We start from the raw sequence: 24,247 nt of genomic DNA, 5'->3' as shown, positions 1-24,247 counted from the left end.
CCCTTCTTCTCTTCGCGGCTTCGCGGCTTCGCGGCTTCGCGTGATCCAGACCTGATTAGGCGCCCGCCGCTTTCAGCAATGGCTCGAGCTGGCCCCAGGTCACCGCGTCGGCCTTCTTGCCGTTCAGGATCAGCGTCGGCGTGCCGCTGACGGTACCGTCGGCGCTCTTGTCCTGCGTCTGCTTGGTCCAGCGATCGATCTGGGTCATGTCGGCCAAACAGGCGCGCGCCTTGGCCTCGGGGATGCCGCGCTGCTTGGCGAAATCGACCAGGCCCATCTGTTCGGCCATGATGCGGATCGCGTCGACCGGCTTGGCGGCCTGCAATTGCGCCTGCATCGGCTGCGGCATCGCCTGCAGCTTGGTGTTGAAGCCGTCCTGCGCCTGATACATCTGGTCGAGGATCGGGAAGAACGCCGCAGGCTCCGTGCAATTGCCCAGCAGCGCCGGCGGCAGGTCGGGTGCGCCGTGAACGAGGAATTCACGATATTCGAAGCTGACCTTGCCCGATTTGACATAGGTGTTCATCAGCGGACCGAAGCTTTCGCGTGCCAGCGCCCCGCAGGTCGGGCACAGGCGCGAACCGTATTCGACCAGCTTGATCGGCGCGTTCGGATTGCCGACGATCGTACCCTGCTCGGTGCGCGACACGGTGTCGGTCCAGTTCTGCCCCGCCGGTGCACTGACCGCCGCGACGGGCGATGCCGGCGCGCTGGGCGTGCCGGTTTCCTTGGAACAGCCGGCGAGCGCCAGCGGCAGGACGAGGAGGGATGCGAGCAACTTCATGACATTACGCTCCATATACGATCACTTGGCCCCTTTGGCGCGCAGCACCGGTTCCAGCTGCGCCCAGGTCGATGGCGGCTGCAATTCGCCGTTGAGGTAGAAGGTCGGCGTGCTGCGCACCTCGATCGGTGCATCACCGGTCATCGCGGTGATGCGATCGATCGCCGCCTTGTCGGCGAAACACGCCTTGACCGCTGCCGGCGTCAGGCCGCGCGCGCGCATCGCCGCGACCAGTCCCGATGCGTCGGCATAGGTGCGCGCCTGCGCGACCAGCGGTTGCTGGTCGATCGCCGGATGCGCCTGCTGATAGGCGACGATCTTGTCCAGCCAGGTTTTCTGGGTCGCAAAGATCATCGCGTGGGCCGCAGCGAAGCCGCGCGGACCGGCGCAGCGTGCCAGGATCGCCGCGCCCAGATCGGCGGAATCGCGGATCAGGTGACGATATTCCAGGCTGAGCTTGCCCGATTTCACCATCTGCCCCTTCAGCACGGCCGCGCTTTCGTTGGCGAAGTCGGCGCAATGCGAACAGGTGTAGCTGCCGTATTCGATCAGCTTCACCGGTGCGGCGGGGTTGCCGAAGACATAGGCGCCCTTCGCGGTCGGTCGGACGACCTGACTCCAGTCTGTCGCAGGCGCGGCGGCGACCAGCGTGACGGCGATGGCAAGGGGAGCGAGCAGACGCATCATCAACTGACCTTGGGAAGGCCGCGGGTGGCATGGACCCCGGCGGCGAGCGATTCGAGGACGGCGCGCAATTCGGGATCGCCGATGACCTTCAGGCCCTCGCCGATCTCGGCCGGTGCGGGTTTCAGCGACGGCGGCGCGGCGCGCGGCACCGGCTTTGCCACCTCGCCCTGCCGGATCGTCAGCCGGGCGACCGCGGCATAGCCGAAGAAGCGGTTGACCCGTTCGACGATTTCGGGCGCGATATGCTGCATCATCGGCGCATGCGCGCCACGCACGACGATGGTGAGCACGCCGTCGGCCTTCTTGCCGGGCGGGAAGCGCAACGATTCGGGGTTCGAGGCGGCGGCCCATCGCGTCCCCACGATCTCTGGCCAACGAGTGACCAACGCACTCTGGACGAAGCCGAATCGCTTGAAGGCGGCGCCGTGGATCGCGGGCAGCAGTTCGCTGACCGCGCGGGCGCGGTTCTGGCGGGGGACTTCGACAGTGGGGGCGCCGGCGCGCTTGCTCATTGGCCGACCCATGCCATAGCCGGCGCGTGGACGCTACACGCTCTTGCCCCGATCCGATGACCAATCCGCAGGCGGTCGCACCGCTGCTGCTCGCCTGGTACGACCGGCATCGCCGCGCGCTGCCGTGGCGGGCGTTGCCCGGGACGACGGCGGATCCGTATCGCGTCTGGCTGTCGGAGGTGATGCTCCAGCAGACGACCGTCGCGGCGGTGAAACCGCGGTTCGAGGCATGGGTGGCGCGCTGGCCCGATTTCGCCAGCCTGGCCGCGGCGGACGATGCCGACGTGATGGCGACATGGGCGGGGCTGGGCTACTACGCCCGCGCGCGCAATCTGGTCGCCGCGGCGAAGGCCGTCGTCGCCGATCACGGCGGCGCGTTTCCCACGGACGAGGCGACGTTGCGGACGCTGCCGGGCCTCGGCGCCTATACCGCGGCGGCGGTCGCCGCGATCGCCTTTGGCCGGCGCGCGGTGGTGGTCGACGCCAACGTCGAACGCGTGGTGGCGCGGCTGTTCGCGATCCGCGATCCGTTGCCGGGGGCGCGGGTGGCGATCCGCGCCGCGACGGACCGGGTGACGCCGGATGCGCGGGCGGGCGACTTCGCGCAGGCGATGATGGACCTGGGGTCGGGCATCTGCACGCCCAGGGCGCCATCGTGCCTGCTGTGTCCGCTCAATGCGGAATGCGCCGGGTATCGGCAAGGCGCGCCCGAACGGTTGCCGGCGAAGGCGACAAAAAAGGCGAAGCCGCGGCGATATGGCACGATCTTCTGGGTGCAGCGCGGTGATGACGTGCTGCTGGTGCGCCGGCCGGACAAGGGGCTGCTCGGCGGCATGCGCGCGTTGCCGACCGGACCGTGGGTCGAGGTCGCGCCGGCGCTGGACGGGGCGCCGGTCGATGCCGAATGGGCGATGCGCAACGTAGCGGTGAGCCACGGTTTTACGCATTTCGACATCGAACTGACGCTTGCCGTCGCAATGGGGCAGGCGCATCACGCGGTAGACGGCGAATGGTGGCCGATCGCGGACCTGGATCGTGCGGGCCTGCCGACCCTGTTCGCCAAGGCCGCGGCCGCGATACTGAGGAGGGACGCATGAAGCGGGTGTACGGGATCATCGGGCTGGGTCTTGCAGGGTTGATCGCGACGGCGGCGGTCGGCGGGCAGGCATTGCGGCAGGACGCGCCGGCGCCGGTATCGGCAACCGCCGACACGCTCGGGCGAATGGTCCTGCCGACGACGCAGGCTCTGCTCGACGGCTACGTCCGCGACGGCAAGATGCCGGGGATCGTCGCGGCCTTCGGCGTCGGCGACCGGCCGACGTGGTTCGTGTCTGCCGGCAAGCTCGCCACTGATCCCGGCGCCGCGCAGGCGACGCCCGACAGCCTGTGGCGGGTGTATTCCATGACCAAGCCGGTGACGGCGATGGCGGCGATGATGCTGATCGAGGAGGGGAAGATCGGCCTCGACGATCCGGTGTCGAAATACATCCCCGCCTTCAAGACGATGAAGGTCGCGACCAGCCCGGAAACCAGCCTCGCCAGCGTGCCGGCAAAGACGCCGATCACGATCCGCATGCTGCTCACCCATACATCGGGCCTAACCTACAACATCATCGCCAAGGGTGCGCTGCTGAAGGAATATGAGCGGCTCGGCATCCTGCCGGCGCAGGTCAGCATGTCGATCGAGCCGATGATGCGGCGGACCCGCCCGGCGACGCTGGCGGAATTCGCGAACCGCGTCGCCCAGGCGCCGCTGATCGCGCAGCCCGGCACGGCCTGGAATTATTCGGTCGGGCTCGACGTGATGGGCCGGGTGATCGAGGTGGCTTCGGGGCAGCCGTTCGATACGTTCGTCAACACCCGAATCTTCGCGCCGCTGAAGATGACGTCGAGCTACTGGACCGTGCCGCGGAACGAGGCTGGGCGGCTGGCGACCAATTACGCCTGGACCGCCGATGTGCTGGCGCCGCTCGATCCCGCCGCGACGTCGGTCTATCTGCAACCGCCCAGCTTTCCCTATGGCGGCGCCGGGCTGGTGGCGTCGGCGCGCGATTACGACCGGTTCCTGCACATGCTGGCCGACGAGGGTACGCTGGACGGCGTGCGGATCATGAAGCCCGAGACGGTGCGGCTGGCGATGTCCAACCTGTTGCCGGCCGGCGTTACCTTCGGCGGCGTCGGCGGCGCGACGGGCGGGGCGGCCACCAACGCGACGCCGATGGGCTATGGCGCGGGCGGGTCGGTGTATCTGGCGGACGGGCCGGGCGGCATGCCGTCCAAGGGAACCTATGGCTGGGGCGGCGCGGCGGGAACCATCGCCTTCGTCGATCCGGTGAAGAAGGTGCGCGGCACGATCATGGTCAATTACTTCCCCGCCGATCGCTGGCCGGTGCGGCAGGAGGTGGTGCGCGCGATGGCCGCCGACCTGTCGCGGTTCAAGCGATGACGCCGATGCCCATGCCGATCCCGGGCTTTACCGGCGGCCTGCTCGATCGTGCCGACGCGCTGCGCCACGATCCCGTCGCGCTGTCGGCGAAGCTGGACTGGCGCGCACGGCTGCTGAAGCTCGACGGACTGGTGCCGGACGTCGAGGATGGCCGGCTGGCGTGGACCAGCATCGCCGACCTGCCGGAGGAGGCGGAGGTGATCCTGCTCGGCCTCGATGCGCAGGACCGGGCACATGTCGCCGCGCTGCTGCCGGCGAGCGGCGAAGGCACGACGCCGGCGATGCGGTCCCCGGCGCTGATGACGATGCTGGCGACGCTGGAGCCGGGCGAGGCGGCGACCTATGCCGCGGCGCGCAGCGTGCTCGACTGGCATGCGCGGCACCGGTTCTGCGCACGCTGCGGATCGACGACGCACCTGTTCCGTGCCGGCTGGGGCCGGCAGTGCGACGCCTGCTACACCGAACATTTTCCGCGCGTCGACCCGGTGGTCATCATGATCGCCGAACACGACGGCCGCGCGCTGCTGGGCCGCGGCAAGGGTTGGCCGGACGGGCGCTATTCGGCACTCGCCGGCTTTCTGGAACCGGGCGAATCGGTCGAGGAGGCGGTGGCGCGCGAGATCCACGAAGAGGCGGGCGTGCGGGTGTCGAACGTGCGCTACGTCGCGAGCCAGCCGTGGCCGTTCCCGTCGTCGCTGATGATCGCCTGCACCGGTGTGGCGGAAGACGATGCGATCACGCTCGATACTAACGAACTGGAGGATGCGATGTGGGTGCCGCGCGACCTGGTCCGCGCCGTGCTGGCGGGGGAGCCGGGACCGTTCGTCGCGCCGCCACCCTATGCGATCGCCCATACGCTGCTGTCCGTATGGGCGGCCGAGGGACGATGACCGCGCAACAGCACACGAACGCCAGCACGGTTCGTTCGCGCGGCCCCGTTCACCGCATCGCGGCGAGCAGGTCGTCCAGCGGCGCGGTGGCGAAGGTCGTCATGTCGTCGGCCAGCGCATAAGGGAGCAGGAGGGTACGTCCCCGCACCAGCCCGCCGCACGAATAGACGACGTTCGGCACGTAGCCGTCCCAGGTTTCGCCGTCCGGCTGGATCAACGGTTCGGGCAATCGCTTCAGCACCTTGGTCGGATCGTCCCGGTCGAGCAGGGCCGCACCCAGGCAATAGCTGCGGACGATGCCGACGCCGTGGGTGATGACCAGCCAGCCCTCATCGATCTCGATCGGCGACCCGCAATTGCCGATCTGGACGAATTCCCACGGAAATTCGGGCGTCATGATGCGGACCGGATCGTTCCACTCCAGCGGCGTGTCGCTCTTGGCGAACCACAGGTTCTCGTTGTCGTGGCGGAACAATGCGGCAAACTGGCCGTCGATCTTGCGCGGGAACAGCGCCATGCCCTTGCCGCCAGCGACCGGTCCGCCGACCGGATGCATGTGGAACAGGCGAAAATCGTCGGTCTGCAACAGCTCCTGCCGCGCACCCTCGCTGCCGACGGCGGTGTAGCTGCCGATGTAGGTTTCGCGCCCGTCGTCCTCGCGGAAACGGACCAGCCGCAAATCCTCGATACCGCGGTTCTGGCTTTCGATCACCGGGAACAGCACGGTTTCGGAAATCTCGCGCGCATCGCCGCAATTGAGCTGGATCAGCGCGTCGGCACCGATCTGGCGGACGAGTTCGGGGTCGGGCTGTTCGATCAGCGGCGGCACGCCCTGATGGCTCGGCGCATCGATGACGAGGTCGTCGTCGTCCGGCCCCCAGGTGCCGGTGCGGAACGTCACCGACGAGAGATGCCCTTCGCCGATCCCGCGCAGCGACAGGACGAAGCGGATTCCGCCCTCCGGACAGACGCTCTGGTCGGGATGCGCCACGATGCTGGGGTTGAACAATGCCGCGGCCTCGAACGAATATTCCGCACTGAAATAACCGCCGATCAGCATCTTGCGCTGGTCGGACACGTCGCTGTCCAGCTTCAGCTGACCCGCGACCTCGTCGAACCGGCGCAGCAGGAGTGCCGGCACCTCGCGATGGCGGCTGCCCAGCCCGTCGATGATGATCTCGACCAGCGCCTGCACCTCGTCGTCGGACATGGCCAGTGTCCGCGCGACGATCCGGTCGCCGCGCGGCTTGCCCTCGACGCGGAACGGATCGGGGTCGCCGGGCAGGAACGGGCGGATCACGGTGCGTTTGGGATCGGGAAGGAGCGTCGGTTCGAGATGACGGACGAAGGAAGCAGCCACATTACCCTCCGGGATGCGCAAAGCCTGATTGCGCATGCGTGGCCATCAGACGCGCGAAAGGCGTGGCGGGTCCCGGCAACGGGCGGATTAGCGCGTTAGGAAATGTTGCCGATCGCATCGCTGCGCATGCGGCCATGACGCAGCAGCCGCTGGTGTACCGCGATGCGGGCGGCCCCGCGCCGCCCGCCGACGGCATCGGCGATCGCCAGCCACGCCATCGCCTCTGCCACGCGTGCGGCGGGTTCGGCGGCGATGCGCGGCAATTCGGTGGCGAAGGGCGCGAAATAGGCGGGCTCGCCCTGCCATTCGACCAGCCGCGCCCGGGCCGCGTCGAGCGACCAGCCGTCGAGATGGATGCCGAGGTCGACGAGCGCGCGCGCGACGCGAAAGATCAGCCAGTGGAGATGGCCGAGCATCACGCGCGGATCGGCGAAGGCGCCGTCCTGCGCGGCGAGCGCTTCGGCATATATGCCCCAGCCCTCGACGAAGCTTGCGGCATAGTCGATACGCAGCGGATGCGGGGGGACGATGCCCTCCAGCCCGAGCTGGATCATGTGGCCGGGCAGCAATTCGTGCGCGACGACGCTGGGCAGCGTCCACGCCGGGCGGCGGCGCAACTGCTTCAGGTCGACGATATAGACGCCCTGGCGGGCCGGCGTCGGTGCCAGGCGATAGCCGTTGCGGCCGGCGGCGATCTCCTGCGGCGACAGGCTGCGGACGGCGACGTCGGTGCACCAGGCGGGAACGGGACCGATCGTCAGGGGAATGCGCATGCGGGCGGCGCCAAGCGACCGCGCCATGTCTGCGACCGCGACGTCGGGGTCCGCATAAAGGAAGCGGTCGTCCTGCCACAGCCGCGTGTAGCGTTCGCCGATGCTGCCGGCGGTAAGGCCCAGTGCGGTGAACTGCGCGGCGGCGCGGGCGTGGAGGCCGGCGAGTGCGCTGGTCAGTCGCGCGCGCGCGGCCTGCGGCGTGATCGGCCCGAGCGGACGGGCGAGCAGCAGCGCATAATGCGCGGGCGTGATCGGTGCGGCGACCGGGCGATAGCCCTGCTGGCGACCGCGCGTGCCGGGCAGCGCAGCGAGCTGTGCGTCGATCGCCAGCCCGGCGCGGGCGGTGATCAGGTCCAGTCGCTGCGACGGGTGCAGCGCGCGCGCATCGAAGACGGCGATCCGGGCGAGCGCTTCGCGAGGTGGCATTTGCGCGGCGTCGTCGAGCGCGACGCGAAGGGTCATATCCGGTTGCTGTAGATCGCGCGTGCAGGCCGCGAGCATCGCCGCGCCGACGCCAGCGATGACCGCCCGGCGATGGGGTGCGTCCATCCGCCGGCCGGTGTTCCCCGACTGCGCCGCGGCCTTCGCCGGGGAACTGGGTAACGGCAATGTCACCGTGCCACGACCGGCACGGCATTGTTGAGCAGCGTCACTTCCGGCGCATCCCCCGCAAGGGCGACGCGCGCGGTCAGGCCGGTCGCGTCGCCCGGTGCGGTCAGCCGCACGGATATCGTGCGCGGCTTGAGATCGTTGGGCGCCTCCAGCGGCGGGATCGCCGCGCGCGCGACGACGCGGCCGTCCGCGGCGACCAGCGTCGCCACGCCGGGACCGGACGGCACCGACCCAAGGCCGTGCACGGTCAGTGTCACGTTGCGGCCCTTCACGACGATATCGTCCGTGCCGATGCCGATGTCCGGGCGCCCCTCCACCGGCATCGCCGGCTGGACCAACGTCGCCTCGATCACCGTCGTCGTATGCGGGGCGAAGGTCACGGCGGTGCCCAGGCTGCGTTCCAGCGGTACCGCCACCGGCGTGCCGGCGGGGACCAACGTCCTGCCCTCGTCGCTGCTGGTGCTGGTGCGCAGCCGCCAGGTGCCGGCGGTGACGTTCCACGTCGACATCGTCGCTTGCTGCGCGACGTCGCTGGTGTTGTAGGCGATCACCTTGAACGCCTCACGCGTCGCGCCGGGAACCAGGATCGCGACCTGCTCCGCCGCGCCCGGCGTCGCGAACCGCCAGCTGACGGTATTGCCCGGCCAGGTCTGGTTACGCCGCAGGGCGATGCCGCCCAGCCGTTCGCGCTGCAGGATGTCGTTGGGCTGGTCGACGCGATCGGACCACCAATGCCCCTCGGTATACATATATTGATGCTGCGCCTTGTCGGTCCAGGCATCGGCATGCAGCGCAGCCAGGATTCCGGTGTCGCCGGTTGCCGTCCAGGCGGCGTAGCGCGCGAACGGGTCGTTGCCCGTCGCCTTGGCCAGCTTCGTGCGCAACGCCGCGCCGCCCGGCATCAGATCGAACGCGTTTTCGTTAAATTCGGACAGCCCGCTGCCCGATTTGCCGACCCGCGCCATGACCGGGCGCAGATATTTGTCGTCCCCGGTGAAACGCCATGCCGCCCACGCGCTCTGCAACGGCGTCGACACGCCGCCGCCATCGCCGACGCGCGTGGCGTCGGTGTCCCAGTTGATCTCGTTGGGATAGCTCCAGCTGCCATCGGCGGCCTGCTTGCCGTGCGCCATCCAGCCGTCGATCACGCCGGTGACCAGTCCGCGTGCCGCCGGGCTGCCGTTGTACAGGCCCAGCAGGACCGGGCCGTGCAGCACGGTGAAGCTATAGGGCTTCTGCCACGCGAACGCGCCCTGGCGGTACATCTTGCGGCCGCCGTACCAATTGGTGGCGAAATGCATGTGGCCGGCCGGATTCTTCAGGACGACGCCCTGCAAGGCGCGCGTCGTGTCCATGATCCGCTCGACCGCCTTCGGCTCGCCCCAGTTGAGGTACAATCGCTGCGCGTCCGAATTGAGGCCTTCTTCATAGGCGTGCAGTTCGTCGGTGGTGATGTAGCCGAGGCCGTTCACCCGCATGCCGTTCTTGAACACCGCATCGGACACCGCGCGGAGCGAGGCGTTCACCTTGTCCGGCTCGACGCCCATCAGCGCAAGGCCGGGCCATTGCTGCGTCAGGTCGGTGTCATCCGAAATGCCGCCGCCGAAATCCCCGTACGGCACCTGGCGATGGTCGATCCACCACGTCACGAAATCGCGCGTGATCTTCAGGTCGTCGAGCTGTCGTGCCGCCCAGGCGGGAACGCCGGCGGGGATCGGCGGTAGAGCCACGGCGGGCATGTTCTCGGGCCGGTAATTGATGTCCGCCCAATAGGCGCGGCCCTGCACATGGTCGGGATCGACACGCAACAGGTCGCCGATGTCGGCGAACAGCCGCCGGTACAGCCCCTCGCGCTTCGATGCGGTGTGTTCCTCCACCAGGAAGCCCCAATTGTCGCGGACCTGGTTGAAGCGGTCGGCGACATGCTCCCTGATCGCCTCGGCACGCGGCTTGAAGACGAGGCGGATTTTCGCGCCGTTCAGGCTCTGCGCGTCGAAGTCGGGCGCGGCGGAGGCGACCGTCAGGTACAAGCTGTCGCTGGACAGGATGCGATCGCGCAGGTCCAGCCACAGCGTCCGGGCCTCGCCGGGGCGGACGGATACCGACAGGTCGATCATCGCGCGGCCGGGCCAGATCGGATCGGCGATGCGAATGTTGAGCGGGATCAGCCCGCGCGCATCGGGCCTGACGGCCATCGCGGGCAGATCGATGGCGATACCATCGAGGCCGTCGTGGATGTTCTGCCAGCCAAAATCCCATGCCCGGGCGAGCGGCTTGTCCGGATAGGCGTCGCCGAAGCTCGCCGGGATTAGAACATGGACGATCGGCTTGCCCGGCGCGCGCCGTGTTGCGCCGTCGCCCGCGCCCGCCGCGCCGGCACCGACTGCGACCTTCATCCCCGATGACGGCATCGCCAGCACGGTCGCGCGCTCGTCCGCGGGATAGCGTCCGGCGATATAGGCGTTCAGATCGTCGAGGATCGCCATTCTGGGCGAAGCGGCGGCATCCACGGTGTAGCTGAGCTTGAAGCTGCCCGCGGGTTCGGGCGCGGTGCCGACGTCATAGGCCCAAAGCTCCTGGATCGGCTGTTCCTGCATGACGTTGGTGAAGCTCAGCACGCCGCCGGTGCGCGGCGCGATCGCATCGACGCTGCGCACGACGCCCCTGGCGCGGGTGGTCAGGCGGGTGCCGTTCCAGCTCAGCGTGCCATAGGCTGCGCCGCGCAATTCGATGCGGTTGAACCGCTGGCCCTCCGGCACCGTCAGGTCGTAGCGCTTGCCGCCCTCGACATAGGTGTTCCAGTCGGGCAGTTCGAAATAATCGTCGCGGCCGGGCAGCCTCGACCGATTGTAGACGCCGGGCCAAGTCGTCTCGGCGATGCCGTCGACGCCCTTGTACATCCATTCCTTCAGGTCCTTGGCATCGGCGAATTCGATGCGGCGGACGCTGGTGACCGGGTCGGACAGCAGCGGCGGCGCGCCCTTGTCCCAGCCATAGCGGTGCAGCCAGGCGGTGCGCTGCGCGGCGGTGTCGACCGGCGCCAGCGTCGGCTCGCGCTTGGCGGCGAGCGCGGCGACATCGGCACCGGCCAGCATCCGGTCATAGACGCGGATTTCGTCCAGATCGCTGCCGCGCATGAAATTGTAGCGGCTTTGCACCTGATGCGGGCTGATGACGCGGCCCGCCATGCCGAACTGGTCGAGACCGGAATCGAGGTCGGCCTGCTGCGCCAGTCTGGCGACTTCGCGGCCATCGACGAACAGGCGCACGCCGACGGTCTCGTCCCAGGCGAAGGCGATATGCTCCCATTGCTCGGGGCCAGGCGGCGTCGGCATCCGCCACGACACGCGCAGCCGCGACAAATTGGCATCGGTGACGAAGGCGTCGAAGCCGTGGCCGTTCCAGTCGATGCGCAGGAACGCCATGTCCCAGCTGGTGTGGTCGGCGAAACCGGCGCGAAAGATCACGAACGGGGCGTCGGTAACGGGTTCGCGCGCGCGCCAGAAGAAGGCGAGCGTGCCGCGCTGGGCGATCATGTTTCCCGGTGCCTTCCACGCGACATAGCCTTCGTCCGCCCAGCGCGCCGCGCCGCCGATCGCGCCATCGGGGGTGACGGTGACGGCGCTGCGGAAGTTGGGGACGGGATCGCCGCCAGCGGTGTCGGCGGTGAGGTCCTTGTCCGCCGAGACGCGGAACAGCAGGCCATCCTGCGCGGCGGCCGGGGTGGCGAGCAGCGCGGTGGCGATGGCGAGTAACGAGGTGGGGTTCATGCAGCCTCTCCGGGGGCAATTCACCCTCACCCTGCGCCGTTTTCGGCGTCTATCCCTCTCCCGGGGGGAGAGGGCGGGAGGCGCGCAGCGCCGGAAGGGTGAGGGTGATGTACGTGCTAGGCAGCATCCACCCGCGCCAGCCGCGGGCTGAGCAGGTGGATGACGATCACCGCGATCAGATACGTCGATCCGGCCACCGCGAAGATCGGGGTGTAGCTGTGCGTCGTCTCGAGGATGTAGCCGGTGAACTTCGACATCATCATGCCGCCGATCGCCCCGACGGTGCCGCCGATGCCGATCACCGATCCCACCGCGCCGCGGGGAAACATGTCCGACGGCAGCGTGTAGAGGTTCGCCGAGAACGCCTGGTGCGCGGCGGTGGCGAGGCCGACGATCGCGACCGCGATCCAGACGCTGCTGGCGTATTGCGCGAAGAAGATCGGCATCACCAGGATCGCGCAGACCAGCATCGTGATCTTGCGTGCCGCATTGGCGGTGAAGCCGCGCTTCATCAGTCGCGACGACGACCAGCCGCCCGCCACCGAGCCGATGTCGGAGATCAGGTAGATCGCGACCAGCGGTGGCCCGAAGCTCTTGAGGTCGAGATTGTAGGTCTTGGCGAGGAAGTCCGGCGTCCAGAACAGGAACAGCCACCACACCGGATCGATCAGGAACTTGCCGAGTGCGAACGCCCAGGTTTCCTTGTAGCGGATGAGGCGCCCCCACGAGATCGGCTCGACCGGATCGGCAGGATCGCTTTCGATATAGGCGAGCTCGTCGGCGCTGACCTTGGTGCTTTCGCGCGGGCGGCGGTACAGCGCGATCCACGCGACCAGCCAGCTGAGGCTGGCGATGCCGGTGATGACGAATGCCATGCGCCAGCCAAGGCCCAGGTCGATGACGATCCACGGCACCACCAGCGGCGTGACGATCGCGCCGATATTGGCGCCGGCGTTGAACACGCCGGTCGCCAGCGCGCGCTCCTTGGCGGGAAACCATTCTGTCACCGCCTTGATCCCGGCGGGGAAGTTGCCGCTCTCGCCGATGCCCAGCACCATGCGCGCCAGCGAGAACTGGAACGCCGAATTGACGAAGCCGCACAGGATGTGACCCGCGGTCCAGATCACAAAGGCGAGCGAATAGCCGATGCGGGCGCCGACCACGTCGACGATCTTGCCGAAGCTCAGATAACCGATCGCATAGGCGGCCTGGAACCAGAAGATCACGTCGGCATAGGTCGTTTCCGACCAGCCGAGTTCGGCCGAGATCGTCGGCTTCAGCACCCCGATCATCTGGCGATCGACGTAGTTGATCGCGGTCGCCGCGAACAGCAGCGCGCAGATCACCCAGCGATAGCGGCCGATGGTGGTCGCGGCGGCGGCGATCTGCGCCTCCCGATCCCGTGCAAAACCTCGCTCGTTCGTCCCCGTCATATCGTTCTGGGCCATCATCTCTCTCCGGTGTCGGGCCTCTTAGCGGGCCTTGATCGTGCAGCCGACCGTGTAGCGGCCGTCGAAGGTGGCGGTGACGCTATCGCCGACCGCGACCGGGTGTACGCCGGTGACCGCCCCGCTCGATATCCACTGGCCGGGCGTCAGCTGGATGCCGCGCGCCGCCATGTGTTCGAACAGGAAGCGGGCGGCGCCGATCGGCCCGTCCAGCATCGCCGCGGCAGTCGCGGCGCCGATGCGCGCGCCGTTGATGTCGAGCGTGATCGGCCATTGGTTGAGGTCCTGCGACCGCCAGTCGGGGATCGCATCGCCGACGACCAACCCGTAATTGTTGCCGAAGTCGGAGATGGTGACCGTCGCCCCGTACGCGTTGATGCCGGGGAAGGGCGAACTCGCGATCTCGATCCCGACATGCACCGCATCGATCAGGTCGCGCGCTTCGTCCATGGTATAGCTGGTCTTGGCGGGATCGGGTGCGGTGCCGATGCGGATCAGGAATTCCGCTTCCGCAGCGCCGAAGCCGTCGGCGAAGATCGGCATCGCCAGGCTGTCGTCGCCCGCCTCGACCACGGTATCGGCAAAGATCGGGCCGCTCAGCCGGTCGATGCCGTCCACCGGCGGGTTGATCCGTCCGACCTTCCAGCCGACGACCTGGCCTGTGGCAAGGTCCAGCGCGGCATCCTGCACGCGATACGCGGTGGCGAGATCGGCGGGGATGTCGCCCGGATAGTCGGGCAGCGCGCGGCCGTCGCGGCGGGCATCGACGAAGGCGCGGGCGATATCGTGGACGGGATCGCGTTCGATCTGGGTGTCGGTCTGCTGCATCGGCTCGGGCTTGCGCCCCCCTCTCTCGCTATTTTTGATCGTTGCGTGATGGGTATGGGAAACCGGTGTCAATGACAAGCGTGCGGTTCAGCGGAACAGGACGTCCCACCGCTTTTCATGCGCGGCGACGGCGGCGCGTTCGATCGCCGCGAGCAGTGGTGGATCGCCGGCGATCTGCGACGGCAGGCCCAGCCCGGATTCGGTCAGGCGGCGGACCAGCGTCACCGGATCGGCGCCCTGCGCGGCAGCGGTCAGGCGATCCCCCGCCGGATCGACGATCGCCTGTCCCCGCGCGGTGCGCGCGATCAGGAAGGCGATCCAGCCGCCCAGCGCCGCGACCACGTGCGTCGGCATCCGGCCATTGGCGCGGTTCGCCGCCAGCGTATCACCCAGGCGATAGGGCAGCTTCTGCGAACCGTCCTGTGAGATCTGGTCGAGCCGGTGGACGATCGCCGGATTGCGGAACCGTCCCATCACCTGCTGCCGGTATTCGTCGAGGTCGAGGCCCGGCACCGCGGGCAGCATCGGCATGATGTCCTGCCGGACCATCGCATCGACGAAGCTGGCCAGTTCGGCATCGCCCATCGCCTCTGCCACACTCGCATGACCGCGCAGCAGGCCGAGATAGGCGAGCGTCGAATGCGCGCCGTTGAGGATGCGCAGCTTGGCCTTCTCATACGCTGCGACATCGCCCGTGACGGTCGCGCCCGCACCCGCCAGGTCGGGGCCGACCGGCACGCCGATGTCCTCGATCACCCATTGTGCGAAGCGTTCGCGCTGGACCGCGGCGCGATCCTCCAGCCCGGTCGCGTCCGCTACCGCGGCGTACAGCGCCTCGTCGGAGGCGGGCGTGATCGAATCGACCATCGTCGATGGCACCCGCACCTCGCCGGCGATCCAGTCGGCGAGTGCGCCGTCGTGCACGCGGGCGAAGGCGACGAGCGCTGCGTGCAGCTTGGCGCCGTTGCTGGCGAGGTTGTCGCACGGCATCGGCACGAACGGCGCCACGCCGGCGGCACGCCGCGCGCCGAGGCCGGCGACGATCCAGCCGACCACGCTCTGCGGCACCGCCGCGCCGCCCAGATCGTGGACGATGTCCGGATGGCCCATGTCGAGCGTGCCGTCGCGTGCCAGGCAATAGCCCTTTTCGGTGACCGTCGTCGTCACCAGCGCCGCCGCGGGATCGGCGAGCAAGGCATGTGTCGCCGCCGCCGCGTCCGGCGCGAGAAAGCGGCGATGCGCCCCGATCACGCGCATCGCCGGGTCGGCATCGCGGATCGCCAGCGTGTAGAGCCCGTCCTGTTGCTCCAGCGCCTCCACCGTACCGCGGGACCGCATCGACACGGCGGCGATGCCCCAGCGGGGATCGTGCTGCAGCACCGTGTCGATATAGGCCGCCTGGTGCGCGCGATGGAATGCGCCGGGGCCGAAATGGACGATGCCGACCTGCGGATCGGGCCGGCCGCGCGGGCTGGGGATCGTGGCGGGCAGCTGGTCGAGCGTCGCGGCGGTCAGTCGGATCACAGCGTCACACCCCGTTTCCAGATCGCGATCTCGCGTTCGTCGTTCCGTTCGGCCGCGGTCGGCGCGCCCGAGGCTATCGCGCAGATGCGCGCGATCAACGCGGCCTCTGCCGCCTCGAACCCCTCCGCCAGCACGGCGCCGGCGTCGAAATCGATCCACCCGGGCTTGCGTGCCGCGAGGTCGGAATTGGACGCGATCTTCACCGTCGGCACCGGAAAGCCCAGCGGCGTGCCGCGGCCGGTGGTGAACAGGATCGCGGTCGCGCCCGCCGCGGCAAGCGCGGTGGAGGACACCGCATCGTTGCCCGGCGCTTCCAGCAGCGTCAGGCCGTCGCGGTGGATACGCTCGCCGTAACCGATCACGTCGGTGACGGTGGTGCGTCCCGCCTTCTGCACCGCGCCGAGCGATTTTTCCTCCAGCGTGGTGATGCCACCCGCGACGTTGCCGGGGGAGGGGTTTTCACTGATCGGTTCGCCGTGATCGATGAAATACTGGCGAAAGCCGTTGATGACGCCGACCATCCGGTCGAACACCCCCGCATCGGCGGCGCGGTCCATCAGCATCTGTTCGGCGCCGAACATCTCCGGAATCTCGGTGAAGACGACGCGGCCGCCGGCTTCGGCGACGCGGTCGCTGATCCGCCCGACCAGCGGATTGGCGGTAAGGCCCGACAGGCCGTCCGAGCCGCCGCACTTCACGCCCAGCACCAGTCGATCGAGCCCGACCACCTGCCGCGGCATCGCCGCCTGCGCCGCCAGTTCGGCCACCAAGGCGCAGCCTTCCTCGACCTCATCGGTGCTGAACTGCGCGGTGAGGTAGCGGATCGCCCCCCGCCGCTCCTCGGGGATCGCGGCGAGCAGGGCATCGACCTGGTTCTCCTCGCAGCCCAGCCCGACCAGCAGCACGCCGCCGGCATTGGGATGACAGGCAAGGCTCGCGAGGATGGCGCGGACGCCGTCGAGGTCCTGGCCTAGCTGCGAACACCCATGCGGATGCGTAAAGGCATGGACGCCGTCGATCTGCCCCGCCAGCGCGGCGCCGGCCTGTTTGGCGATCCGTTCGGCGGTGCGCGCGACGCAGCCGACCGTCGGCAGGATCCAGATCTCGTTGCGCGTCCCCACCCGGCCATCGGCACGGACATAGCCTTCGAACGTCGCGTCTGTCAGTGCATCGGCAACCGGTACCGGCTTGGGATCGTAGACATAGCTGCCGGTGCCGGACAGGCCGGTCGCCAAATTGTCGCTGTGGACGTGTTCGCCGGGCGCGATCGCGCGGCGCGCCACCCCGATCGGGAAGCCGAACTTGATGACCGGATCGCCCGCCGCGATCGGCACCAGCGCGACCTTGTGACCCCGCGGCACGGCGGCGCTCAGCGCCACGTCGCCGATGCGGTCGCCCGCCCCGGCATCGTCCAGCATCGTCGCCACGCTGTCACCCGCTGCGATCGTCAGCGCCTTGGTCATCGATCCTCTCATTCTTGCCGGGATACCGGTGTCATCGTCATGGCGCAGCAATCGCCGCGGCGCAAGTTGGCGGGGCCGGCGGGATGGGCCGGCGGGATGGGCTGGCGGGATGCCACACCCGCAGCTAACGTAGCGGCCATGCGCAAGACCGGCCAGCCTACGATCAACGACGTGGCCCGGATCGCGGGCGTCTCGAAGAAAACCGTCAGCCGCGTCATCAACCGCTCGCCGCTGCTCAACGACGACACGCGCAAGCGGGTCGAGGATGTGATCGGCGACCTGGGCTATATCCCCAACCCGCAGGCCCGCGCGCTGGCGCTGCGCCGCAACTTCCTGATCGGGCTGGTCCACGACAATCCCAATGCGCAGACCGTGATGAACGTCCAGCAGGGTATGCTGGAAGCGTTGCACGATACCGAATTCGAGATGGTGGTGCGCCCGGTCGATCGCGGATCGGCGACGATGCTGGAGGACCTGCGCCACTTCCTCGAGCGCCAGCGCCTGTTCGGCGTGCTGCTGATGCCGCCGATCAGCGAGAACGACAGCGTCGCCAGGCTATGCGTCGATATCGGCTGCCGCTATGTGCGGATGGGGTCGGCGGCGCTCGACGGACCATCGCACATGGTCGCCTCCAACGATCGCGAGGCGGTGCATGCGGCGACCGACTATCTCCTGGCGCAGGGGCACCGGCGGATCGGCTTCGTCGGCGGCCCGCACGGCTTCCGATCGGCGCGCGAACGGCGCGCGGGGTTCGAGGAGGCGCTGGCCGCCGCCGGCATCGCCTTGCCGCGCAGCATGATCGCCGATGGCAATTACACCTTCGAATCGGGGCTGGTCGCCGCCGAACGCCTGCTCGACGTGATCCCGCGCCCCACCGCGATCTTTTCGAGCAACGATGAAATGGCGGCGGGCGTCATCCATGCGGCGCGGCAGCGCGGGCTCGACATCCCGCGCGACCTCTCGATCGTCGGGTTCGACGACACGCCGATCGCCGCGCACGTCTGGCCGCCGCTGACGACGGTCCGCTGGCCGATCGCGTCGATGGCGCGATCGGCGGCGCTGAAGCTGATCGCCGGCGAACAGGAAGGCGAGGCGGATGTCGAGGAGCCCTCGCTGTTCCTGTCGACGCTGATCCGACGCGGCTCGGTCGCATCGCCACCGCATGGCTGACCTGGCATGGGTAGGCGGATGACGGTTGCATGGTCACCTGACACCGGTTACCAGACTGGCGATCGTGGAACACGACGGAGAGGAAATCGGCTGTGACCCGGCGCCTGAACTTGCATCCCGATCGGCTGTTGCCCGCCGATCCGACCACCCGCGACATTGCGCGGACGCTGTATGCCGATGTCGCCGACCTGCCGATCGTCAGCCCTCACGGCCATACCGATCCGACGTGGTTTGCCGACAATGCCAATTGGACAGATGCGACAACGCTGCTGCTTGCGCCGGACCATTATCTGTATCGCATGCTGTACAGCCAGGGTGTCGACCTCGACGCGCTGGCGATCCCGCGCCGCGACGGCGTTCCGGCGACCGATACCCGCGCCGCCTGGCGTGTGCTGGCGGACCATTATCACCTGTTCCGCGGCACGCCGTCGCGGATGTGGCTCGACCATGTGTTCAGCGAGGTCTTCGGACTCGACGTCGCCTTCGAACCTGCCACGGCCGACCATTATTTCGATGCGATCGGCGAAAAGCTGGCGACGGAGGCATTCCGCCCGCGCGCGCTGTTCGACCGCTTCCGCATCGATTTCCTCGCCACGACCGAGGGCGCGCACGACAGCCTCGACGCGCACCGCCGCATTCGGACGAGTGGCTGGCAGGGGCGCGTCGTTACCACCTATCGCCCCGACGGCGTCATCGATGTCGAGCATGAACAGTTCGCCGGCGCGATGCGGCGTTTCGCCGACCTGACCGGCGAGGACGTCTACAGCTGGCAGGGCTATCTCGCCGCGCATCGCAAGCGCCGCGCCGACTTTCGCGCCGCCGGTGCGACCGCGACCGATCACGGCCACCCGACCGCGGCGACCGCGAACCTGTCGACCCCCGAATGCGAGGCGCTGTTCGCGCGCATCAACGGTCCCGACTGGACGCCCGCCGATGCCGAGCTGTTCCGCGCGCAGATGCTCACCGAAATGGCGGGGATGAGCGTCGAGGACGGCATGGTGATGCAGATCCATCCCGGCAGCGTGCGCAACCACAATGCCGGGCTGTTCGCCAGTCACGGCCGCGACAAGGGCGCCGACATTCCGGGCCGGACCGATTACGTCCATGGCTTGAAGCCGCTGCTCGACCGGTTCGGCACCTCGACCGACCTGTCGATCATCCTCTTCACGCTGGACGAGAGCGTCTACGCGCGCGAACTGGCACCGCTGGCCGGTCATTATCCCTGCCTGAAGCTGGGGCCGAGCTGGTGGTTCCACGACAGCCCCGAGGGCATGCGCCGGTTCCGCGAGATGACGACCGAGACCGCCGGCTTCTACAACACCGTCGGCTTCAATGACGATACCCGTGCATTCCTGTCGATCCCGGCGCGCCACGACGTCGCGCGGCGGATCGACTGCGGCTTCCTCGCCCGCCTCGTCGCCGAACACCGGCTGGAGGATTGGGAGGCGGCGGAGCTTGCCCAAGAGCTGACCAGCGGCCTCGTCCGCCGCGCCTATCGCATCGACGAGAGCGGTGATAAAGGCGTGGGAAGCCATTCCACTATTTGCAACAGCGTCGCCGCTTAAGGAGCCTTCATGTTCGACCGTACCTATTACGCCACCCATCCCGACATGATGGAGTGCGTGTCCAACGACGAACTGCGCGACCGTTACCTGATCCAGGGCCTGTTCCGCGCCGGTGAATGCGTGCTCAACTACACCCACGCCGACCGCTTCGTGATCGGCGGCGTGGCGGTGGAGAGCGGCTCGGTCGCGTTGCCCGCGCAGGAGGAGCCGGCATCGGCAAAGGGCCATCCCTTCCTCGAGCGCCGCGAGCTGGCGGTGGTCAACGTCAGCAACGTCGAAGGCACCGTGACCGTCGATGGCGAGACGTTCACGCTCGGCAACAAGGACTGCCTGTACGTCACGATGGGTGCGAAGGACGTCCAGTTCTCCGGCGACGGCGCGCGCTTCTACCTCGCCTCGTGCCCGGCGCATAAGGCGTTCACCACGCGCAAGCTGTCGATCGCCGACGCCAATGCGCTGGAGCGCGGCAGCCTCGAGGAATCGAACGAGCGCACGATCTTCCAGCTCGTCATTCCCGGCATATGCGACAGCGCGCAGCTGGTCATGGGCCTCACCGTGCTGAAGCCGGGTTCGGTGTGGAACACGATGCCCCCGCACATCCACGAGCGCCGCAGCGAAATCTATTTCTACTTCGAGCTCGACGGCCCGAACGACCGCGTCATGCATTTCATGGGCGAGGGTGAGGCGATGCGCCACATCGTGATGGCGAACGAGGAAGCGGTGATCTCGCCGCCGTGGTCGATCCACATGGGGTCGGGTACCAAGGCCTATGCCTTCATCTGGGCGATGGCGGGCGAGAACCAGGACTACACCGACATGAGCGTGCTGGATATCTGCCAGCTGGCGTAACGCCGTCAAAGCCCCCCTCCCTCGCAAGGGGAGGGGCCGGGGGTGGGTCGTGTCCGGGTGGTGCGGCGACCCCGAGCGTCCGGCGCACCGCCGCGCGATCATGCCACCCACGCCCAGCCCCTCCCGCGCGGGACGGGAAGGAGACCAGAATGAATCCCTTCGATCTGTCCGGCAAAGTCGCCGTCGTCACCGGTGCCAACACCGGCATCGGCCAGGCGATCGCCGTCGCCCTCGCCACTGCCGGGGCGGATGTCGCCTGCGTCGGCCGCACGCCCGCCGAGGACACCGTCGCCCGCATTCGCGACCTCGGCCGCAAGGCGGAGATCGTGTCCGCGGACCTGTCCTCGATCGAGCCGGTCGGCCGCGTCGTCGACGAGACGGTGGCAAAGCTCGGCGGGCTCGACATCCTCGTCAACAACGCCGGCATCATCCGCCGCGCCGATGCGGTGGATTTCACCGAAGAGGATTGGGATGCGGTCGTCGACACCAATCTGAAATCCGTGTTCTTCCTCTGCCAGGCGGCGGGGCGGCACATGATCGCCAACGGTGGCGGCAAGATCATCAACATCGCCTCGATGCTGACCTTCCAGGGCGGCATCCGCGTGCCGAGCTACACCGCGTCGAAAAGCGGGATCGGCGGCCTCACCAAGCTGCTCGCCAACGAATGGGCAGCCCGCGGCATCAACGTCAACGCGATCGCGCCGGGCTATATCGCCACCAACAACACCGCGGCGCTGCAGGCGGACGAGACGCGCAACAAGGCGATCCTCGATCGCATTCCGGCGGGCAAGTGGGGCGATGCCGACGACCTCGGCGGCGCGGCGGTGTTCCTCGCGAGCCGTGCGGCGGATTATGTACAGGGGCATATCCTGGCGGTCGACGGCGGCTGGCTGGCACGGTGATACGATAACAGACGGACCTCGCCCCTCGCCGCCTTCGGCGTCTTTTCCCTCTCCCCACGGGACAGGGAGGGAGGCGCGAAGCGCCGGAAGGGCGAGGGCAGCGCAAATGGGAGAGACACGGTGGCCAAGTTCCTGGCGTTCGGCGAGATCATGTTGCGGTTGTCGCCGCCCGGGCGCGAACTGCTGCTCCAGACGCCGAAGTTCGACGTATGGGTCGCCGGTGCGGAAGCGAACGTCGCCACCGCGCTCGCCAGGCTCGGCCATGACGTCGGCTTCGCCAGCATGGTGCCGGACAACGACCTCGGCCGCTCCGCCATTGCGACGTTGCGCGGCCATGGCGTCGATACCGCCGCGATCCAGCTCGGCGGCGACCGGATGGGTCTGTATTTCGTCACCTCCGGCGCCGGCATGCGCGCGACCGAGGTGATCTACGACCGCGCCTGGTCGTCCTTCGCGCAAGCGCCGGTCGCGGCCTGGAACTGGGACGCGTTGCTCGATGGCGTCGACTGGTTCCACCTGTCCGGCATCACCCCCGCACTCGGCCCGGTCCCGGCGGAAAGCGCGATCGCCGCCGCCAGGGCCGCCGCGGCGCGCGGCATCCCGATCTCGTTCGATGGCAATTACCGCGCCAAGCTGTGGGAGCGGTGGGACAGCGACCCGCGCGGCATCCTGACCCAATTGGTCGAGCTGGCCGACCTGATGTTCGGCAACCACCGCGATATCGCGCTGCTGCTCGACACGGACTTCGGCGAGCATGACGGCGAAGACCGCCGCCGCGACGCCGCCGAGGCCGCCTTTGCCGCCTTCCCGAAGCTTAAGACGATCGCCTCGACCGCGCGCCACGTCGAGAACGTCGACCTGCACCGGGTGTCCGCCCGCATCGACACGCGCGACGGCCATGCCCAGACCGAAGAGGTGGTGCTCGCCGGGATCGTCGATCGCATCGGTGGCGGCGACGCCTTCGCCAGCGGCGTGCTGCACGCGCTGCGTTCCGGTGGCGACATCGGCGCGGCGGCGGCGACCGGCCTCGCACTCACCGCGCTCAAGCATTCGCTGCCGGGCGATGCCTCGCTGTTCCGGCAGGCGGATGTCGATGCCTACCTGGCCGGCGGGCTCGATGTCCGCCGCTGATGGCCTCACCCGGCGCGGCGCGATCGGTGTCGCGGCGGCGACGTTGCTGACCGCCGGCGCGCGGGCGCAGACGCCGGCGGTCGTGCGCGCACCCGCCGGCGATTTCGTCGGGACCATCGACGGCGGCGTCCATGCGTTTCGCGGCATCCGCTACGGCCGCGCCGAACGCTTCCGCGCACCGCGGCCGGTGGTGTCGCCGGGGCAGACGGTCCGCGCGCAGGCCTTTGGGGCGGTGTGCCCGCAAAAGGGGTCCTACGGTCCGCAGTCGGAAGATTGCCTGTTCCTCAACGTCTGGACCGCGGAGCCCCGCCGGACGGCCGCCAGGCCGGTAATGCTCTACATCCATGGCGGGGCCTATTCGAACGGCAGCGTCACCGATCCGCTCAACGACGGCCAACGCCTGGCCGCGCGCGGCGACGTGGTCGTGGTCACCGTCAACCATCGGCTCAACGCTTTCGGCTATCTCTACCTCGCACGGCTCGACCCGCGCTTTCCGGACAGCGGCAATGCCGGTCAGCTCGACCTGATCCTCGCCCTCCGCTGGGTCCGCGACAATATCGCGAGTTTCGGCGGCGATCCGGACCGCGTCATGGTCTTCGGCCAGTCCGGCGGCGGGGCCAAGATCGCGACGATGATGGCGATGCCCGCTGCCAGGGGGCTGTTCCACCGTGCCGCGACGATGAGCGGGCAACAGGTCACCGCCTCCGGCCCCCTCAACGCGACCATGCGGGCAAAGGCGTATCTGGCGAAGCTCGGCGGCGGCGATGTCGCGACGATGCCGACCGCAGCGCTGGTCGATGCGCTGGATGCGACCGATCCGATCCTGGGCGGCGGTGTCTATTTCGGTCCCGTGCTCGACATGACGTGGCTGACGCGCCACCCCTTCTGGCCCGATGCCGCGCCGCAGGGGCTGCGCATCCCGATGATGCTCGGCAACACCCATGACGAAACGCGCGCGTTCATCGCGCTCGGTTCGGCAAAGGTGCAGGGGCTGACCTGGGACAACGTCGCCGCGCGGATGGCACCCGAATTGCGGATCGACATCCTGCCCGAATGGGTCGTCGCCCAATATCGCGCGCACTTTCCGACGTGGACGCCGCTGGACGTCTTCTACGGCGCGACCACCGCGGGACGCAGCTGGCGCGGGCAGGTGATCGAGGCGGAGGAACGCGCAAGGGCGGGTGCACCCGCGCATGTCTATCAGGTCGATTTCGCCTCGCGCGTCGATCCCCGCCGCGGCGCATTCCACACGATGGACATCCCGCTGGTCTTCGGCACGCTGGATGCCAAGGGGTCGGACACCGGCACCGGCGCGGATGCCCGCACCGCGAGCCAGGCGATGCAGGACAGCTTCGTCGCCTTCGCAAGGACCGGCGATCCCAATCATGCCGGGCTGCCGCGCTGGCCCGCTTATGCGCTCGATACGCGTGCGACGATGATTTTCGATGCCCGTTCGCGGGTGGAAAACGATCCGCGCCGCTGGGAACGGGAATTGTTCGCCCGCGTGCCCTACATTCAGCCCGGTACGTGAGG

At 68.5% G+C, this 24,247-nt stretch carries 19 protein-coding genes; 9 read left to right on the top strand and 10 right to left on the bottom strand.

From position 1 onward, the window contains the following. Positions 1–55: 55 nt before the first annotated feature. The 3 genes from GTH33_RS03720 to GTH33_RS03710 are packed head-to-tail and all read right to left on the bottom strand — an operon-like array spanning position 56 to position 1,983. Positions 56–784 (bottom strand): thioredoxin domain-containing protein, encoded by a 729-nt coding sequence (locus tag GTH33_RS03720; RefSeq protein WP_163957146.1) that lies wholly within the window; start codon positions 782–784, stop codon positions 56–58. Positions 785–805: 21 nt separating this feature from the next. Then, positions 806–1,471, bottom strand: a complete 666-nt coding sequence (locus tag GTH33_RS03715) for a DsbA family protein (RefSeq protein WP_243848493.1) — start codon at positions 1,469–1,471, stop codon at positions 806–808. After that, complete coding sequence (locus GTH33_RS03710; protein WP_243848492.1) at positions 1,471–1,983, bottom strand: DUF721 domain-containing protein; 513 nt, start codon at positions 1,981–1,983, stop codon at positions 1,471–1,473. Before GTH33_RS03710 ends, GTH33_RS03715 begins: the two co-directional genes overlap by 1 nt. Positions 1,984–2,039: 56 nt before the next feature. Between GTH33_RS03710 and GTH33_RS03705 the strand changes: the two genes are divergently transcribed. The 3 genes from GTH33_RS03705 to nudC are packed head-to-tail and all read left to right on the top strand — an operon-like array spanning position 2,040 to position 5,319. Then, a complete protein-coding gene (locus GTH33_RS03705; RefSeq protein ID WP_163959575.1) occupies positions 2,040–3,080 on the top strand; it encodes an A/G-specific adenine glycosylase in 1,041 nt (346 codons plus the stop codon). Beyond that, the gene (locus GTH33_RS03700) at positions 3,077–4,429 is read left to right on the top strand and encodes a serine hydrolase domain-containing protein (RefSeq protein WP_163957143.1); all 1,353 of its coding nucleotides are present in this window, start codon (positions 3,077–3,079) and stop codon (positions 4,427–4,429) included. The genes GTH33_RS03705 and GTH33_RS03700 overlap by 4 nt, the downstream gene beginning before the upstream one ends. 11 nt (positions 4,430–4,440) lie before the next feature. Further along, positions 4,441–5,319 carry an NAD(+) diphosphatase gene (gene nudC / locus GTH33_RS03695; RefSeq protein WP_163959574.1) on the top strand — a complete coding sequence of 293 codons (879 nt, stop codon included), beginning with the start codon at positions 4,441–4,443 and terminating at the stop codon, positions 5,317–5,319. A 49-nt stretch (positions 5,320–5,368) separates the two neighbouring features. On the opposite strand, the gene GTH33_RS03690 is transcribed toward nudC, so the two are convergent. The 7 genes from GTH33_RS03690 to GTH33_RS03660 form a co-directional block, all read right to left on the bottom strand. Then, positions 5,369–6,679 (bottom strand): glycoside hydrolase family 130 protein, encoded by a 1,311-nt coding sequence (locus GTH33_RS03690; protein WP_163957142.1) that lies wholly within the window; start codon positions 6,677–6,679, stop codon positions 5,369–5,371. A 95-nt stretch (positions 6,680–6,774) separates the two neighbouring features. Beyond that, entirely contained in the window at positions 6,775–8,001 is a 1,227-nt protein-coding gene (locus GTH33_RS03685) for a DUF885 family protein (protein WP_163959573.1), read from the bottom strand. 62 nt (positions 8,002–8,063) lie between these two features. Next, positions 8,064–11,834, bottom strand: a complete 3,771-nt coding sequence (locus tag GTH33_RS03680; protein ID WP_163957141.1) for a LamG-like jellyroll fold domain-containing protein — start codon at positions 11,832–11,834, stop codon at positions 8,064–8,066. Between the two features lie 116 nt (positions 11,835–11,950). Then, on the bottom strand, positions 11,951–13,285 hold the full coding sequence (locus GTH33_RS03675; RefSeq protein WP_249054993.1) for an MFS transporter: 1,335 nt from the start codon (positions 13,283–13,285) through the stop codon (positions 11,951–11,953). A 21-nt stretch (positions 13,286–13,306) separates the two neighbouring features. Then, positions 13,307–14,110 carry a 2-keto-4-pentenoate hydratase gene (locus GTH33_RS03670; RefSeq protein ID WP_163957140.1) on the bottom strand — a complete coding sequence of 268 codons (804 nt, stop codon included), beginning with the start codon at positions 14,108–14,110 and terminating at the stop codon, positions 13,307–13,309. Between the two features lie 87 nt (positions 14,111–14,197). Further along, a complete protein-coding gene (locus GTH33_RS03665) occupies positions 14,198–15,634 on the bottom strand; it encodes a mannitol dehydrogenase family protein (protein ID WP_249054992.1) in 1,437 nt (478 codons plus the stop codon). Next, entirely contained in the window at positions 15,631–17,097 is a 1,467-nt protein-coding gene (locus GTH33_RS03660) for a UxaA family hydrolase (RefSeq protein ID WP_163957139.1), read from the bottom strand. The genes GTH33_RS03665 and GTH33_RS03660 overlap by 4 nt, the downstream gene beginning before the upstream one ends. 138 nt (positions 17,098–17,235) lie before the next feature. On the opposite strand from GTH33_RS03660, the gene GTH33_RS03655 reads away from it, so the two are divergent. The 6 genes from GTH33_RS03655 (at position 17,236) to GTH33_RS03630 (ending at position 24,245) form a co-directional block, all read left to right on the top strand. After that, positions 17,236–18,267, top strand: a complete 1,032-nt coding sequence (locus GTH33_RS03655) for a LacI family DNA-binding transcriptional regulator (protein WP_163957138.1) — start codon at positions 17,236–17,238, stop codon at positions 18,265–18,267. A 92-nt stretch (positions 18,268–18,359) separates the two neighbouring features. Next, positions 18,360–19,832 (top strand): glucuronate isomerase, encoded by a 1,473-nt coding sequence (uxaC, locus tag GTH33_RS03650; RefSeq protein WP_163957137.1) that lies wholly within the window; start codon positions 18,360–18,362, stop codon positions 19,830–19,832. 9 nt (positions 19,833–19,841) lie between these two features. After that, entirely contained in the window at positions 19,842–20,681 is an 840-nt protein-coding gene (gene kduI / locus GTH33_RS03645) for a 5-dehydro-4-deoxy-D-glucuronate isomerase (RefSeq protein WP_163957136.1), read from the top strand. A 149-nt stretch (positions 20,682–20,830) separates the two neighbouring features. Next, positions 20,831–21,583, top strand: a complete 753-nt coding sequence (gene kduD, locus GTH33_RS03640) for a 2-dehydro-3-deoxy-D-gluconate 5-dehydrogenase KduD (protein WP_163957135.1) — start codon at positions 20,831–20,833, stop codon at positions 21,581–21,583. Positions 21,584–21,703: 120 nt separating this feature from the next. Further along, positions 21,704–22,714 (top strand): sugar kinase, encoded by a 1,011-nt coding sequence (locus tag GTH33_RS03635; protein ID WP_163957134.1) that lies wholly within the window; start codon positions 21,704–21,706, stop codon positions 22,712–22,714. After that, the gene (locus tag GTH33_RS03630) at positions 22,701–24,245 is read left to right on the top strand and encodes a carboxylesterase/lipase family protein (protein ID WP_163957133.1); all 1,545 of its coding nucleotides are present in this window, start codon (positions 22,701–22,703) and stop codon (positions 24,243–24,245) included. Before GTH33_RS03635 ends, GTH33_RS03630 begins: the two co-directional genes overlap by 14 nt. Positions 24,246–24,247: the final 2 nt, after the last annotated feature.

The organism is Sphingomonas insulae (genome assembly GCF_010450875.1).
Lineage (GTDB): Bacteria > Pseudomonadota > Alphaproteobacteria > Sphingomonadales > Sphingomonadaceae > Sphingomonas > Sphingomonas insulae.
The sequence above is the reverse complement of the archived record's forward strand: the minus strand, read 5'-3'. Positions and strand labels throughout refer to the sequence as shown.

What these genes read in the sequence shown, in the direction of transcription:
- GTH33_RS03680 (WP_163957141.1), bottom strand. Translation starts at nt 11,834, where the DNA reads ATGAACCCCACCTCGTTACTCGCCATCGCCACCGCGCTGCTCGCCACC.
- GTH33_RS03660 (WP_163957139.1), bottom strand. Translation starts at nt 17,097, where the DNA reads ATGACCAAGGCGCTGACGATCGCAGCGGGTGACAGCGTGGCGACGATG.
- GTH33_RS03655 (WP_163957138.1), top strand. Translation starts at nt 17,236, where the DNA reads ATGCGCAAGACCGGCCAGCCTACGATCAACGACGTGGCCCGGATCGCG.
- kduD (WP_163957135.1), top strand. Translation starts at nt 20,831, where the DNA reads ATGAATCCCTTCGATCTGTCCGGCAAAGTCGCCGTCGTCACCGGTGCC.
- GTH33_RS03700 (WP_163957143.1), top strand. Translation starts at nt 3,077, where the DNA reads ATGAAGCGGGTGTACGGGATCATCGGGCTGGGTCTTGCAGGGTTGATC.
- GTH33_RS03675 (WP_249054993.1), bottom strand. Translation starts at nt 13,285, where the DNA reads ATGATGGCCCAGAACGATATGACGGGGACGAACGAGCGAGGTTTTGCA.
- GTH33_RS03685 (WP_163959573.1), bottom strand. Translation starts at nt 8,001, where the DNA reads ATGGACGCACCCCATCGCCGGGCGGTCATCGCTGGCGTCGGCGCGGCG.
- nudC (WP_163959574.1), top strand. Translation starts at nt 4,441, where the DNA reads ATGCCGATCCCGGGCTTTACCGGCGGCCTGCTCGATCGTGCCGACGCG.
- GTH33_RS03630 (WP_163957133.1), top strand. Translation starts at nt 22,701, where the DNA reads ATGTCCGCCGCTGATGGCCTCACCCGGCGCGGCGCGATCGGTGTCGCG.
- GTH33_RS03670 (WP_163957140.1), bottom strand. Translation starts at nt 14,110, where the DNA reads ATGCAGCAGACCGACACCCAGATCGAACGCGATCCCGTCCACGATATC.
- GTH33_RS03710 (WP_243848492.1), bottom strand. Translation starts at nt 1,983, where the DNA reads ATGAGCAAGCGCGCCGGCGCCCCCACTGTCGAAGTCCCCCGCCAGAAC.
- GTH33_RS03720 (WP_163957146.1), bottom strand. Translation starts at nt 784, where the DNA reads ATGAAGTTGCTCGCATCCCTCCTCGTCCTGCCGCTGGCGCTCGCCGGC.
- GTH33_RS03715 (WP_243848493.1), bottom strand. Translation starts at nt 1,471, where the DNA reads ATGATGCGTCTGCTCGCTCCCCTTGCCATCGCCGTCACGCTGGTCGCC.
- GTH33_RS03705 (WP_163959575.1), top strand. Translation starts at nt 2,040, where the DNA reads ATGACCAATCCGCAGGCGGTCGCACCGCTGCTGCTCGCCTGGTACGAC.
- kduI (WP_163957136.1), top strand. Translation starts at nt 19,842, where the DNA reads ATGTTCGACCGTACCTATTACGCCACCCATCCCGACATGATGGAGTGC.